This is a genomic window from Microbispora siamensis (assembly GCF_016863095.1).
In the GTDB taxonomy this organism is placed as follows: domain Bacteria; phylum Actinomycetota; class Actinomycetes; order Streptosporangiales; family Streptosporangiaceae; genus Microbispora; species Microbispora siamensis.
In genome coordinates, this window is the sequence record NZ_BOOF01000009.1 from 95,428 (window position 1) to 108,350 (window position 12,923).

The following is a 12,923-nucleotide window of genomic DNA, read 5'->3' on the forward strand; positions in this document are numbered from 1 at the left end:
CTGAGTCTGGGGGTGTCGGTTCGGTCAGCAGCAGTGCATTTGGTCTGCGCTGGCGGGGGTGGACGATGCCGCGGTGATGGCGGCGGTGATGCCGATGGACATGAGGGCGGTGAATACGGCGGCGGCGATGCGGCGGCGCATAGAAGCTCCTTCTTCGGGTCTGCGATGGAGGCGGGTGCGGGACTCCGCCGCGTCCGGCGAGGTCCTCGCGAAGCGATCCCCACTGTTGGAGGTGCGGGCTATGGACGCCAGGTTTCCGGATGTCCGGAAAAATTCGGAACGCTGCCGTTTTGCCGAATCTCGAGGATGGAACAACGGCGAACAGGACGCGTGACGGCGCGGACCGGGCTCACCCCGCCGCGAGCTGATCCAGAATAGTATTCTGGTGTGACGGTCCATGAAGCCCGCATCGGGCGCTACTACGAGGACTTCGTGGTCGGCGACGTCTACCAGCACCCGCTCGGCCGGACGATCAGCGAGGCCGACAACACCTGGTTCACGCTGCTGACGATGAACACCAACCAGAACCATTTCAACGCGCACTTCGCCGCTCGGGCTCCGGTCGGAAAGATCATCGTGAACTCGGGGCTCTCGGTGGCGATCGTGCTCGGGCTGTCGGTCATCGACGTCAGCCAGACGGCCATGATGAACCTCGGCTGGGACGAGATCCGGCTGACCCATCCGGTCTTCGTGGGCGACACGCTGTACGCCGAGTCGATCGTGGTGGACAAGCGCGAGTCGAAGTCCCGGCCGTACGCCGGCATCGTCACCTGCCGCACCCGCGGCCTGAACCAGGACGGGGACGAGGTGATGTCGTGGCGGCGCGCGGTGATGGTCTACAGGCGCGACGCGCCGCACGACAAGGGGTACTTCCCGCGCGCCAAGACCGGCCCGATGGAGGCGTAGTGGACTTCGAGCTGAACGAGGAGCAGCGGCTGTTCCGGCAGACGCTGCGGGAGTTCGTGGACAAGGAGATCGTCCCCGTCGCGTCCGAGTGGGAGCGCACCGGGCGCTACCCGGAGGAGATCGTCCGGCGGTTCGCGCAACTGGGACTGTTCGGCATGACCGTCCCGGAGGAGTACGGCGGGCTCGACCTCGACCGGGTGTCGTTCGCCCTCGTCTTCGAGGAGATCGCCAGGGGCTGGATGGGCGTGGCGGGGATCCTCGGCTCCCACTCCCTGTCCACCTGGATGATCGCCAGATACGGCACCGAGGAGCAGCGCCGCCACTACCTGCCCGACCTGGCCACCGGCGCCCGCCGCACCGGGATCGCGCTGACCGAGCCGGGCGCGGGCACCGATCTGCAGGGCATCGCCACCCGGGCGGTCCGCGACGGCGACCACTACGTCGTCACCGGGACCAAGACGTGGATCACCAACGCGCGGCACGCCGACCCGCTGCCCGTCCTGGTGAAGACCTCGATCGAGACGCCCGCCCACCGCGGGATGTCGGTGCTGCTGGTGGACGCGGGCAGCGAGGGCCTGACCGTCAGCCGCGACCTGCCCAAGCTGGGCTACAAGGGCACCGAGACGTGCGAGGTCGTCCTCGACGGCGTGCGCGTGCCGGCGTCGCGGCTGCTCGGCGGTACTGAGGGGCGCGGCATGCAGCAGGTGTTGTCGGCGCTCGAACTCGGCCGTCTCAACATCGCCGCCCGGGCGGTCGGCGTCGCCCAGTGCGCCTACGACGCGGCCCTGGGCTACGCCCGCGAACGGCAGGCGTTCGGGCAGCCGATCGCCGGCTTCCAGGCGATCCAGCTCAAGCTGGCCGACATGGCGACCGACATCCAGGCGGCCAGGCTCATGACGTACTGGGCCGCCGTGCGGTCGGAGGCGGGGCCGGTGCGCAGCGAGGCCGCGATGGCGAAGTACTTCGCCTCGGAGGTGGCGCTCAGGGTGACGATGGAGGCGATGCGGGTCCACGGCGGATACGGCTACTCGCAGGAGTTCGTGGTCGAGCGTCTCTATCGGGACGCGCCGCTCATGGCGATCGGGGAGGGCACCAACGACGTGCAGCGGCTGATCATCGCCAAGGCCCTCGTCGAGGGCGACGCCACGCTCGGCTGGTGACCGTGGACGGCTGCGTGTTCTGCGAGATCGCGGCGGGGGAGCGGCCCGCCCACGTGGTGCTCGACGACGAGGTGGCGGCGGCTTTCCTCGACACCCGGCCGGTGTTCAAGGGGCACGTGCTCGTCGTGCCGCGGGGCCACGTCGAGACCCTGCCGGACCTTCCGGCGGAGGAGGTCGGACCGTTCTTCGCCCGGGTCCAGGCCGTCGCGCGGGCGGTCGAGGCGGGCACCGGCGCGGCCGGCACGTTCGTCGCGATGAACAACCGGATCAGTCAGAGCGTGCCCCACCTGCACGTCCACGTCGTGCCGCGCAACCGCAAGGACGGCCTGCGCGGCTTCTTCTGGCCTCGGGTCAAGTACGACGGCGACGCCGAGATCGGGGACTACGCCGCCCGCATCCGCGCCGCCCTGGACGAGCCTCCCGCCCGCGAATCTACAACGTAAAGGCCAAGGCATGGACTTTCTGCGCACCCCCGACGAGCGCTTCGCCGATCTGCCCGGCTTCTCCTACGAACCCCGCTACGCCGAGGTCACCGGCGGCGCCCGCATGGCGTACGTCGAGGCGGGCCCGGCGGACGGCCCGCCGGTGCTGCTGCTGCACGGGGAGCCGAGCTGGTCGTTCCTCTACCGGCACGTGATGGCCGTGCTGGCCGAGGCGGGCTGCCGGGCCGTCGCCCCCGACCTGGTGGGCTTCGGCCGGTCGGACAAGCCGTCCCGCCCGGAGGACCACTCGTACGCCCGGCACGTGGAGTGGACGCGGTCGCTCGCCTTCGACTCGCTCGACCTGCGCGGCGTGACGCTGGTCGGCCAGGACTGGGGCGGGCTGATCGGGCTGCGGCTCGTGGCCGAGCACCCGGACCGCTTCGCCCGGGTCGTCGCCGCCAACACCGGCCTGCCGACCGGCGACATCCCGATGCCCGAGGTGTGGCACCGCTTCCGGGAGGCCGTCGAGAAGGCGCCCGTGCTCGACATCGCCCGGTTCATCCAGTCGGGCTGCGTCACCGCGCTGCCCGAGCCCGTACGGCGGGCCTACGACGCGCCGTTCCCCTCGGAGGAGTTCAAGGCGGGGCCGCGGGCGATGCCGGGCCTTGTGCCGATCACCCCCGACGACTCGGCCGCTCCCGCCAACCGCGCCGCCTGGCAGACTCTCGTCACCCTCGATATGCCGTTCCTCGTCGCGTTCTCCGACCGCGACCCCATCACCGGCGGGATGGCGCCGATCCTGAAGAAGTCCATGCGCGGCGCGGCCGGGCTCGACCACCCCGTCATCGCCGGCGCCGGCCACTTCCTGCAGGAGGACGCGGGCCGCGAGCTGGGCGAGGCCGTCGCCGCCTTCGTCCACCTGACCTCCGACCGGTAGGCCCGCCGCGCCCTTCCCTCCGATCGCCCCTGGGGGCCGGGCGCGTCGTCCCCACCCGGCTCGGGAGTAGGCTGCGGCGGCGTGGAACCGGTCGTCACCGCGCTCGTCGTCGCCGTCCTCGTCGCCGTGCCGGCCGTCGTGCTGTGGCGGGTGCTGCGCGGCCGACGGGACCTCGGCAGCAGCCCCGCCGAGCGGGCGACGTTCGAGACGCTGCACACCGCGTCGCTGGCCGCGCCGCCGCTGCGCGCCGGGCTGACCCAGGCCGGGGCACTCAAGGCGTCACGGCACCTGCGCGAGCTGCTCGGCTCCCCGGCCATCGCCATCACCAACGGCGAGGAGCTGCTCGTCTACGACGGCGCGGGCGACCACCACGCGGCCGAGGCGTTCGAGCACGCCGCGGAGACGCTGAAGGACGGCCGCACCCAGGTGCTCGCGCTCGACTGCCCGCGGCCCGAGTGCCCCGTCAGGCATGCCGTCGTCGTGCCGCTCACCACCGACGACCGCGTCGTCGGCTCGCTCGCGGCGTACGGCGACCACGCCTCGGCCGGGCTCGTGCGGGCGGCGCAGGAGGTCGCGCGGTGGGTCGACTCCCAGCTGGAGCTGGCCGAGCTCGACCGCTCCCGGACGATGCTGATGGAGGCGGAGGTCCGGGCGCTGCGGGCGCAGATCTCACCCCACTTCATCTACAACTCGCTGACTACCATCGCGTCGTTCGTCCGCACCGACCCCGAGCGGGCCAGGGAGCTGCTGCTGGAGTTCGCCGACTTCACCCGCTACTCCTTCCGGCGGCACGGCGACTTCACCACGCTGGCCGAGGAACTGCGCTCGATCGACCGCTACCTCACGCTCGAGCGGGCCAGGTTCGGCGACCAGCTCCAGGTCACGCTGCGCATCGCGCCGGAGGTGCTGCCCGTGGCCGTGCCGTTCCTGTGCCTGCAGCCGCTGGTGGAGAACGCCGTACGGCACGGCCTGGAGGCCAAGCCGGGGGTGGGCCGCATCACGATCGTCGCCGAGGACGCGGGCGCGGAGTGCGGCATCACCGTCGAGGACGACGGCGTCGGCATGGACCCCGAACGGCTGCGGCGGGTGCTCGCCGGGGAGGACCGCTCCGGCGCGGGCGGCATCGGTGTGGCCAACGTGGACGAGCGGCTGCGCCAGGTCTACGGCGACGAGTACGGCCTGGTGGTGGAGACCGGCGAGGGCGCCGGCACCAAGGTCACCGTGCGGATCCCCAAATACCAGCCCGGAGTCCAGGTGTGAGCACCACCCCGGCGAGTCGCTCCTGACCTTTCGAAAAGCTGTGCGTATCCATGTGATTACGGCTAGTGTTCGCACTGGTCAGGCCGCCCATTGCCCGGAGGTTCTAAGCTGATGAGCGTGACGATCGAGTTCGGCCAGCACTGGACGCTTTACCCGTGGACCCGGGACGACACGCGCGACCTGCCAGAAGGATTCCGGTACGAGATCGAGGACGGGAACCTCCTGGTCATGAACTCCCCCGCACCCGAGCATCAGTACGTCGCCAACCGGCTCATGCGCATCCTCGATGACGCGGCCGAGGACGCCGGGCTGGACTTGATCACCATCGGGCCGGTCGACGTCGACGTCCCAGGTCCGCTGCCCGGCTACCGCAGCCCCGACCTCGTCACCGTGTCGGGCAAGCTGGTCGAGGGGGGCCACGACCTGCTCAAGGGGAAGGACGTCCTGATCGCCACCGAGATCACCGGCAAGGACGCGATCACCCGTGACATGATCACCAAGCGTCAGGTCTACGCGAGCATCGGCATTCCCTTCTACTGGGTGGTCCGCCTCGACCAGCCGGAGCCGCGCCTCATCGTCTTCGAGCTCGCCGCGGGGGAATATCGCGAGCGGCACGACGTGCGGGTGGGTGTGCCGGTGACGATCGACGAGCCGTTCCGGGTGACGCTCGATCCGGGGGCGCTGCTCCGCCGCCGTTCGGGCTGACCTCAGGCTCGCCGCGATCCCAGCCGTGATGCGGTCGTGATGGGGAGGCGTTGACTTCCGCACGTTCCGGTCATCACTCTCTAGGGGATCGGTCGGTGAAAGGGGTGATCGTGAGCGGTCTGCGGGTTCTGGCGGTGGACGACGAGCAGCCCGCGCTGGAGGACGTCGCCTACCTGCTGCGCGCGGATCCCCGCATCGGCGACGTGCTCACCGCCCGCGACGGGGCCGCCGCGCTCCGGCTACTCGACCGCGCCATCGCGGACGGCAAACCGGTGGACGCGGTCTTCCTCGACATCCGCATGCGCGGGCTCGACGGGGTGGTGCTGGGCCGGCTGCTGACCCAGTTCACCCGCCCCCCGAAGATCGTTTTCGTGACGGCGTACGAGGACCACGCCGTGGACGCCTTCGAGCTGAAGGCCGAGGACTACCTGCTCAAGCCCGTACGGCCGGAGCGGCTGGCCGAGGCGATCCGCCGGGTGTGCGGCAGCCGGGGCGATCCTGGGGATGGGCCGCAGGCGGACACGATCCCGGTCGAGCTGGGCGGCGTCACCCGGTTCGTGGCGAGCACCGAGGTGCGCTACGTCGAGGCGCAGGGCGACTACGCGCGGCTGCACACGGCGACCGGCAGCCACCTGGTCCGCATCCCGCTGGCCACGCTGGAGGAACGCTGGGCCTCGGCCGGGTTCCTGCGCGTCCACCGCAGCCACCTCGTCGCGGTCAAGCACATCGACGAGCTGCACATCGACTCGGGCAAGTGCGTGGTGCGGGTGGGGGACACCGAGATCCCGGTGAGCCGCCGCCACACCCGGGAGCTGCGCGACCTGCTCGTCCGCCGGGCCCGCAGGGGCCAGACCCGATGAGCGGACGGTGAGGGCGCGATGACCGGCAAGCCCCGCAGGGCGGCGGCGGCCGGCACGCGCGGACAGGGCGAGGGGGCGGCGACGACCGGAAAGCCCCGCAGGGTGGTGGTGACCAGCCCGCGCACGGCGGCGGCCCGCAGGCCACGGCACCCGCTCACCCGGGAGATCGACGAGCAGACCCGCCTGGGCGAGGTCTACATGGGCTCCCTGGTGCGGACCCAGTTCCGCCTGGCGTTGTTCGTGTGCAGCCTGCTGGCCTGCGTCGTGGGCGGGTTGCCGCTGCTGTTCCTGCTGGCGCCGGAGCTGCGCGCGGCCGAGCTGTTCGGGCTGCCGCTGCCGTGGGTCGTGCTCGCGGGGCTGATCTACCCCGCGCTCGTCGGGGGCGCCTGGCTGTACGTGCGGCAGGCCGAGCGCAACGAGCGCGACTTCGCCGACCTCGTGGACGTGCGCCGGTGAGCCAGATCGCCGCGGTCGTCCTGGTGATGCTGGCGACCGTCCTCATCGGCGCGTTCGGCATCCGGGTGTCCCGCACGACGTCGGACTTCTACGTCGCCTCCCGCACGGTCTCGCCTCTGTGGAACGCCTCGGCCATCGGCGGGGAGTACCTGTCGGCGGCCTCCTTCCTCGGCATCGCGGGGCTGATCCTCACCTTCGGCGCGGACATGCTGTGGCTGCCGGTCGGCTGGACGGGCGGCTACCTCGTGCTGCTGGTGCTGGTGTCGGCGCCGCTGCGGCGGTCGGGGGCCTACACGCTGCCCGACTTCGCCGAGGCGCGGCTGGAGTCGATGGCGGTGCGGCGGCTGTCGAGCGTGCTCGTCGTGCTGATCGGCTGGCTGTACCTCATGCCGCAGTTCCAGAGCGCCGGGCTGGTCTTCCGTACGATCACCGGGGCGCCGCCGTGGACGGGCAGCCTGCTGGTGGCGGTGGTGGTCGCGACCAACGTGCTGTCGGGCGGCATGCGGTCGATCACGTTCGTCCAGGCGTTCCAGTACTGGCTGAAGCTGACCGCGCTGGCGGTGCCGCTGGCGTTCATGCTGGTGGCCTGGTGGTCCGACGGAAGGCCGGGGCTCGCCCCGGGCGACGAGTGGGTGCTGCCGCTCCACGGCCGCGACCACCCGGTCTACGAGACGTACTCGCTGATCCTGGCGACGTTCCTCGGGACGATGGGGCTGCCGCACGTGCTCGTCCGCTTCTACACCAACCCGGACGGCCGGGCCGCCCGCCGCACCACGCTCGTCGTCCTGACGCTGCTCGGCGCCTTCTACCTGATGCCCGCGGTGTACGGCTACCTCGGCCACGTCTACGGCATGCCGGAGAGCGACACCGTGGTCATCGCGCTGCCGGGGCGGCTGGTGGGCGGGCCGGTGGGCCAGTTCCTGACCGCGCTGGTGACCGCGGGGGCGTTCGCGGCGTTCCTGTCGACCTCGTCGGGCCTGACGGTGTCGGTCGCCGGGGTGATCGCGCAGGACATCCTGCGCGGCGGGGTGCGCGCGTTCCGCGTCGCGACCGTGCTCGCGGTGCTCGTGCCGTTCGCGCTCGCGGGCGTGGCCAGGTCGCTGCCGGTGGCGACCGTGGTGGGGCTGGCGTTCGCCGTGGCCGCCTCGTCGTTCTGCCCGCTGCTCGTGCTCGGCATCTGGTGGCGCAGGCTGACGACGGCGGGGGCGATGGCCGGGCTGCTGGCCGGGGGAGGGCTGGCCTGCGCGGCGGTGGCGATCACGATCATCGGCGGCCCGCACACCGGGTGGGCGGGGTCGCTGCTGGCGGAGCCGGCGGCCTGGACGGTGCCCGTGTCGTTCACGGTCATGGTGGTGGTGTCGCTGCTGACGCCGTCGAGAGTGCCGCGCGGCGTGGCGCGCACGATGGTCCGCCTGCACACGCCGGAGACGCTGAACGTCGACCGGGGCGACTGGCGACCGCGTTTCATGTAGTCCTGTTGTTCGCGTGCGCGGCGCGTTTCATGTAACGCGGTGCGTGACCGCTCGGCGCGTACAACCGACCACTCGTCGCACCGATGCGCCATGTGAACGAGCGGGCGGTACGGCTGGGCGACTCGGCGGCCCCCGGGACTCGTCGGCGGACACGACGCGCTCCTACGTTGAAGTGATCCAGATCACTTGCCGAAGGAGATCTTGTGACCGTCCAGCACGATCCATCGGTCTACGAGCGTATACAAGCGGGTGAGCAGTTCCAGGAGCTGCGCCGCCGCTACCGGTCCTGGGCCTTCCCCATGACCATCGCCTTCCTGGTGTGGTACCTGCTCTACGTCGTGTTGTCCGGCTTCGCCCGGGACTTCATGGGCACCAAGTTGTTCGGCAACATCAACGTCGCCCTGGTCTTCGGTGTGCTGCAGTTCGTGTCGACGTTCCTGATCGCGTGGGCGTACTCGCGGCACGCGGCGGCCAAGCTCGACCCGATCGCCGACGAACTGCGCGGCGCGACCGAGAGCCGCGACGAGGTCGGGGAGGGCGCCAAGTGAGTCACGAGACGCTGTCCACGATCCTCTTCCTGGTCTTCGTCGCCCTCACGCTGGCGATCACGTTCTGGGCCAGCCGCAACACCAAGAGCGCGGCGGACTTCTACGCCGGCGGCCGGTCGTTCAGCGGCCTGCAGAACGGCCTGGCGATCGGCGGCGACTACATGTCGGCCGCGTCGTTCCTCGGCATCGCCGGCATCATCGCGCTGTCGGGCTACGACGGCTTCCTCTACTCGATCGGCTTCCTCGTCGCCTGGCTGGTCGCGCTGCTGCTCGTCGCCGAGCTGATGCGCAACTCCGGCAAGTACACGATGGCCGACGTGCTCGCGTTCCGGATGTCGCCGCGCCCTGTCCGTACGGCGGCCGGCGTGTCCACGATCGTCGTCAGCATCTTCTATCTGCTCGCGCAGATGGTCGGCGCGGGCGCGCTCGTCGGCCTGCTGCTCGGCGTCCACTCCCAGGCGGGCAAGGTCTGGACGATCATCGCGGTCGGCCTGCTGATGATCATCTACGTCGTGTTCGGCGGCATGAAGGGCACCACCTGGGTGCAGATCGTCAAGGCCGTCATGCTGATGGTCGGGGCCGCGCTGATCACCCTGCTGGTGCTCGGCAAGTTCGGCTTCAACCTGTCCGGGCTGCTCGGCGACGCCGCCACCCAGAGCGGCAAGGGCGACGCCTTCCTCAACGCGGGCCTCAAGTACGGCACCGCCGCGCAGGGGACCTGGGGCAAGATCGACCTGATCAGCCTCGGCCTCGCGCTGGTGCTCGGCACCGCCGGCCTGCCGCACGTCCTCATCCGCTTCTACACGGTGCCGACCGCCAGGGACGCCCGCAAGTCGGTCCTGTGGGGCATCGGCATCATCGGCGTGTTCTACCTGCTGACGCTGGTGCTCGGCTTCGGCGCCGCCGCCCTGGTGGGGTCGAAGACGATCGCCGCGGCCGACAAGGCCGGCAACACGGCGGCCCCGCTGCTCGCCCAGAAGGTGGGCCAGGACATCTTCGGCGACGTCGGCGGCACCGTCCTGCTGGCGGTCATCGCGGCGGTCGCGTTCGCCACGATCCTCGCGGTGGTCGCGGGCCTGACCCTCGCGTCCTCCTCCAGCTTCGCCCACGACCTGTACGCCCACGTGTTCAAGCGGGGCGCCGCCACCGAGCGCCAGGAGGTCGTGGTCGCCCGCGTCGCCGCGTTCGTGATCGGCGCGATCGCGATCGCGCTGAGCATCTTCGCCCAGTCGCTCAACGTGGCCTTCCTCGTGTCGCTGGCCTTCGCGGTCGCCGCGTCGGGCAACCTGCCGGCGATCCTCTACAGCCTGTTCTGGAAGAGGTTCAACACGGCGGGCGCGGTCTCGGCCATCTACGGCGGCCTGATCTCCGCCGTGGTGCTGGTGATCTTCTCCCCGGTCGTCTCCGGCTCGCCGACGGCGATGCGCCCCGAGATGGACTTCCACCTGATCCCGCTGTCGAACCCGGGCATCTTCTCGATCCCGATCGGCTTCCTGTGCGGCTACCTCGGCACGATCCTGAGCAAGGAGTACAACGCGTCGAAGTACGCCGAGATCGAGGTCCGCTCGCTCACCGGCCTCGGCGCCGAGCGGGCCACGGGTCACTGACGCCGGCTCCCGGCCACACGTCGCCGGTTTCCCGGCGGTGCCACCCACCGCCGCCGGGGAGCCGGCGCACTCATATACGCCCGGTCGCCGGCCGGGCGTATGCCTGCCCTGTCCCTCGCGTCATGGTGTTGGGGCACCCACTCTGGTTATGGTTCGGTCCGTGGACAGCCCTCTCCAGACCGCCAAGGCGTGGTCGCGCTCGCGGAGAAGGAAGCAGCCGCCCGACGGCGACGCCCGCACGCGCATCCTCGACGCCGCCGAGGAACTGTTCGCGGGCGGCGGCTACGAGGCCACGCCGACCGCGCGCATCGCCGAACTCGCCGGCGTGCCCAAGGGCCTGGTCTTCCACTACTTCCCCCGCAAGATCGACGTACTGATCTCGCTGGTGGACGAGCGGACCGTGGTGATCGAGGAGGAGGTCGAGGCGGTCCCCGGCGACGCGGCCGGCGCGCTGTCACGGCTCGCCCGCAGGCTGCCGCTGCACGCGTCCCCCGCGATGCGGCGCATCCTGTTCCGGGAGGCCGACACCCACCTGTCCGTACGGGAGCGCCTGGGCCGCCTGAACACCGAGATCATCCGCCGGGCCAGGTTCGCCCTGGAGCTCGCCCTGCCGGGCGGGCGCGGCGACGCCGCCCGGCTGGAGGCCGCCGCCGCGACCTTCGCCGCGGTCCTGCTGTACCAGGAGAGCATCTGCCTGCTCACCGGCCATCACATCGACCCCGACGCGGTCGCCGAACTGATCGCCAACGCCCTGCACTGACGCGGGCCGCACCCCTTCCCGGCGCGCCTGTCTCGCGCGCCTCCGGCGCGACCCCGGGCGGTCGTCAGGCGGGGACCATCTCCTCCCGCTCCTCCAGGGGCCGTACGGCAGCCGCGTCGCCCTGCGGGGCCGCATCGTGCGGGGAGTCGTCGAGCAGGGCCAGGAGTTCGTCCATCGCCTCGCGCAGGTGGCCGATCATGCTCCAGACGTCCGGCAACCGGGTCGGGCAGGCGACGACGCCGAAGTCCAGCCGCCCGTCGTACGACGCGCAGGTGATGCTGATCCCCCCGGTGGCGTCGGTGACCACCGACAGAGGGTGGTAGGCGAGCATCCGGGCGCCGCACAGGTACAACGGCAGGCGGGGACCGGGCACGTTCGACACGATGAGGTTGACGCCCGCCCCCGCCACCCCGGCGAGGCGGAAGACCACCGGCGTGGCCAGCGCCGCGAAGGCGTTCGGCACCATCGCGCACACGTCGTCCAGCCAGGTGCGGTGGGAGACGGCGAAGCGCCGCTTGGCGGCGGCCAGCGTCGAGCGGACGGCCGTCAGGCGCTCCCTGGGGGAGGCGACGTCCGTGGCAAGCGGCGTGATCATCGCCGAGATCCGGTTGCCGACCCGCCCGTCCGCGGCGTCCCGGGACGACCCGCTCGCGCCCGGGGAGCGCAACGCCACCGGCACGGCCGCCACCAGTGGCCGGTCGGGCAGCGCGTCGTGGGCGAGCAGCCAGCGCCGCAGCGCCGAGGCGCACAGCGTCATCACCACGTCGTTCGGGCCCATGCCGAAGGCCCTGGCCACCCTCCTGACCTCCGCCAGCGGCGCCGAGCCGAGGGCGACCTCCCTCGTGCCGGAGATCGGGCCGTTGAACGGCGTGCGCGGCGCGACCAGCGGCGGCGTCTCGGGCAGTGGGCGCGAGTCTCCCGCGAGCGCGCGGGCGGCCTGGGCCACGAGCCGGGCGTCGGGCAGCGCCGCCACCACCGGGATCGTGTCCAGGTCGGCGGCGGCGCGGGCCAGCGAGCACAGCGTCTCCACCGGCTGGACGATCGACCGGGTGATCGCCCCGGCGAGCATCGTGAGCAGTCCGGGCGGCTGCGGCGACGCCGGGACCGGGGGCGCCTCCACCCGGCGCGGCTGCGGTGACGGGTCGAGCAGCGCGGTCAGGATCTCCGAGCCCGACACGCCGTCGATCGCACAGTGGTGCACCTTGGTGTAGAGGGCGCATCGGCCGCCCTCCAGGCCGTGGATGAGGTGCGCCTCCCATAGCGGCCGCCCGCGGTCGAGCCGCCGCGCGTGGACGCCCGCCACGTACGCCGCCAGTTCCCGTTCCCCGCCGGGCGCCGGGAGGGTGGTCTCGTGCACGTGCGCGTCGAGGTCCACGTCCGGGTCGTCCAGCCAGTACGGCCGGTCGAGCCCAAAGGGCACGTCGGCCAGCCGCATCCGCAGCGGTGGGGCGAGGTGCAGCCGCTCGCGCAGCAGGGCGAGCAGGGCCTCCCTGGTCAGGGCTCCGGAGGGCGAGGTCGACGGGTCGAGTATGGCGACACCCGCCACATGGGCCGCGGTCGTCGCCGACTCCACGCTCAGGAACTGCGCGTCGAGTGCCGTCAACTGGCGCATCTCGTCATCCTCCCGCTCACGCCGCCCGATCCGCCGGTCCGCGGCCGGTCCCGCCGCCCGGGACCGCCACCTGGGATGCGGCCCCGGCGCCGGGAGCCGTCGCCGGGAGCCGCACACCCGCGGCGATCCCTGGCGCACGATAATCACCCGCCTGCGCACCGTGACCATCATCGCCGCGCCGCGTTACCGCCGCATTTCTCCCACGTGCCGCCGGGGGA

13 protein-coding genes are annotated in these 12,923 nt (G+C 71.7%); 12 read left to right on the forward strand and 1 reads right to left on the reverse strand.

Annotated elements, in window-relative coordinates; genetic code table 11:
* The first annotated feature begins 387 nt into the window (after positions 1–387).
* The 12 genes from Msi02_RS10345 (at position 388) to Msi02_RS10400 (ending at position 11,093) form a co-directional block, all read left to right on the forward strand.
* Positions 388–906, forward strand: a complete 519-nt coding sequence (locus Msi02_RS10345; RefSeq protein ID WP_079317590.1) for a MaoC family dehydratase — start codon at positions 388–390, stop codon at positions 904–906.
* The gene (locus Msi02_RS10350; RefSeq protein WP_204048137.1) at positions 906–2,066 is read left to right on the forward strand and encodes an acyl-CoA dehydrogenase family protein; all 1,161 of its coding nucleotides are present in this window, start codon (positions 906–908) and stop codon (positions 2,064–2,066) included. The genes Msi02_RS10345 and Msi02_RS10350 overlap by 1 nt, the downstream gene beginning before the upstream one ends.
* Positions 2,063–2,509, forward strand: coding sequence for an HIT family protein (locus Msi02_RS10355; protein WP_306291720.1), 447 nt, complete (start codon positions 2,063–2,065; stop codon positions 2,507–2,509). The genes Msi02_RS10350 and Msi02_RS10355 overlap by 4 nt, the downstream gene beginning before the upstream one ends.
* A 10-nt stretch (positions 2,510–2,519) precedes the next feature.
* Positions 2,520–3,425 (forward strand): haloalkane dehalogenase, encoded by a 906-nt coding sequence (locus tag Msi02_RS10360; protein WP_204048138.1) that lies wholly within the window; start codon positions 2,520–2,522, stop codon positions 3,423–3,425.
* Positions 3,426–3,506: 81 nt separating this feature from the next.
* Positions 3,507–4,685, forward strand: coding sequence for a sensor histidine kinase (locus tag Msi02_RS10365; protein WP_204048139.1), 1,179 nt, complete (start codon positions 3,507–3,509; stop codon positions 4,683–4,685).
* Between the two features lie 111 nt (positions 4,686–4,796).
* A complete protein-coding gene (locus Msi02_RS10370; protein WP_204048140.1) occupies positions 4,797–5,390 on the forward strand; it encodes a Uma2 family endonuclease in 594 nt (197 codons plus the stop codon).
* Positions 5,391–5,500: 110 nt separating this feature from the next.
* Positions 5,501–6,250, forward strand: a complete 750-nt coding sequence (locus Msi02_RS10375) for a LytR/AlgR family response regulator transcription factor (protein ID WP_204048141.1) — start codon at positions 5,501–5,503, stop codon at positions 6,248–6,250.
* Positions 6,251–6,268: 18 nt separating this feature from the next.
* Positions 6,269–6,706, forward strand: coding sequence for a hypothetical protein (locus Msi02_RS10380; protein ID WP_204048142.1), 438 nt, complete (start codon positions 6,269–6,271; stop codon positions 6,704–6,706).
* Positions 6,703–8,178 (forward strand): sodium/solute symporter, encoded by a 1,476-nt coding sequence (locus tag Msi02_RS10385; RefSeq protein ID WP_239108278.1) that lies wholly within the window; start codon positions 6,703–6,705, stop codon positions 8,176–8,178. Before Msi02_RS10380 ends, Msi02_RS10385 begins: the two co-directional genes overlap by 4 nt.
* A 203-nt stretch (positions 8,179–8,381) precedes the next feature.
* Positions 8,382–8,726, forward strand: coding sequence for a DUF485 domain-containing protein (locus tag Msi02_RS10390; protein ID WP_079317598.1), 345 nt, complete (start codon positions 8,382–8,384; stop codon positions 8,724–8,726).
* A complete protein-coding gene (locus tag Msi02_RS10395; protein ID WP_204048143.1) occupies positions 8,723–10,333 on the forward strand; it encodes a monocarboxylic acid transporter in 1,611 nt (536 codons plus the stop codon). Before Msi02_RS10390 ends, Msi02_RS10395 begins: the two co-directional genes overlap by 4 nt.
* Positions 10,334–10,493: 160 nt before the next feature.
* On the forward strand, positions 10,494–11,093 hold the full coding sequence (locus tag Msi02_RS10400) for a TetR/AcrR family transcriptional regulator (protein WP_239108279.1): 600 nt from the start codon (positions 10,494–10,496) through the stop codon (positions 11,091–11,093).
* 64 nt (positions 11,094–11,157) lie between these two features.
* Here Msi02_RS10400 and Msi02_RS10405 read toward each other — a convergent pair whose 3' ends face one another.
* Positions 11,158–12,705: a wax ester/triacylglycerol synthase family O-acyltransferase gene (locus Msi02_RS10405; protein ID WP_204048145.1), complete on the reverse strand. Its 1,548-nt coding sequence runs from the start codon at positions 12,703–12,705 to the stop codon at positions 11,158–11,160.
* Positions 12,706–12,923: the final 218 nt, after the last annotated feature.

Coding starts and splice junctions, on each gene's coding strand:
- Msi02_RS10360 (WP_204048138.1), top strand. CDS start 2,520: ATGGACTTTCTGCGCACCCCCGACGAGCGCTTCGCCGATCTGCCCGGC.
- Msi02_RS10370 (WP_204048140.1), top strand. CDS start 4,797: ATGAGCGTGACGATCGAGTTCGGCCAGCACTGGACGCTTTACCCGTGG.
- Msi02_RS10380 (WP_204048142.1), top strand. CDS start 6,269: ATGACCGGCAAGCCCCGCAGGGCGGCGGCGGCCGGCACGCGCGGACAG.
- Msi02_RS10405 (WP_204048145.1), bottom strand. CDS start 12,705: ATGCGCCAGTTGACGGCACTCGACGCGCAGTTCCTGAGCGTGGAGTCG.